General features: G+C 62.3%; 1 protein-coding gene. It reads right to left on the reverse strand.

Translation table 11 applies throughout. The features are described from left to right. Positions 1-55 precede the first annotated feature (55 nt). Positions 56-1,155 (reverse strand): IS3 family transposase gene (locus AC1DYU_RS25990; RefSeq protein ID WP_476794122.1). Its coding sequence is split into 2 segments (ribosomal slippage): positions 56-903 and positions 903-1,155, totalling 1,101 coding nucleotides; the frame shifts between segments, so codons are not numbered across the junction. Positions 1,156-1,235: the final 80 nt, after the last annotated feature.

A 1,235-nucleotide genomic window follows, 5' to 3' on the forward strand; every position in this document is an offset into this window, starting at 1 on the left:
TGACGTGCTCCCCGATTTTGGGCCAGCGCGAGCTGGAATCTTCCGGGGTTAGGGCTCATGCCGGCGGGGGCGCCGGAGAGCCGTTCATCAGCGATATCGGCGGCTTGTTGCCGATGGCGCTGTGTGGCCGGACCTCGTTGTAGTCTCTACGCCAAGCCTCCATTTTTGCCCGGGCGTCGTCAAGGCTCATGAACCAGTGCGTGTTCAGGCACTCGGCCCGGAACTTGCCGTTGAAGGACTCGATGAAGCTGTTGTCGGTCGGCTTGCCTGGCCGGGAGAAGTCGAGCACGACGCCCTTCTGGTAGGCCCACAGATCGAGGTCCCGACTGACGAACTCCGAGCCCTGGTCGACGCGGATGGTCCGGGGATAACCCATGCCGCCGCAGATCCGCTCAAGCGTCACGACGACGTCCTCGCCGCGATAACTGAACCGCGGATCGACGGCCGGCGAGAACCGGGAGAAGATGTCGACCACAGTCAGGACCCGGATCTTGCGGCCCGTCGCGAGCTGGTCGTGGACAAAATCCATCGCCCAGGTCTCGTTCGTCTGCGTCGCCGGCCGACGGTCCTCGCGCAGCTTCGCCTTGACCCGGCGCCTGGGCACCTTGTTGCGCAATTGCAGGCCCAACTCCTTGTAAAGGCGATAGATCCGCTTCGGGTTAACCGCCCAGCCATCCCGCTGCAGCAGGATATGCACGCGGCGATAGCCATATCGCACACGCGTCTCGCAGATCTCCTTGATCCGATGCGTCAGCTCGGCCTGCGCGCCCCGCTTTGACTTGTAGACGTAGAGCGAGCGGTCGATTCGCAGCGCCGAGCAGGCGCGCCGCGTCGAGACCTTCCACTCACCCCGCAGCTTGTCCACGAGCTCGCGTTTGCGTGCAGGCCTCAGAGCTTTTTTGAGAGCACGTCCTGCAGCATGGCCTTGTCGAGCGACAGGTCCGCCACGATCCGCTTCAGCTTCGCATTCTCATCTTCGAGCTGCCGCAACCGCTTCATCTCCGACGGCATCAGGCCCGCATACTTCTTACGCCAGTTATAGAACGTCGCGTCCGAAATCCCGGCTTTCCGACAGACCTCTGCGATCGGCACGCCACTCTCAGCCTGCTTCAAAACGAACGCGATCTGCGCCTCGGTGAACTTCGATGCCTTCATGGAACTCTCCTCGTCCCGATCCCGGGATCATAAGTGGAAAATTCCAGTTCGGACTGGCCGAGTTTTCGGGGAGCACGTCA

This window comes from Allobosea sp. P2_B12, assembly GCF_056404835.1.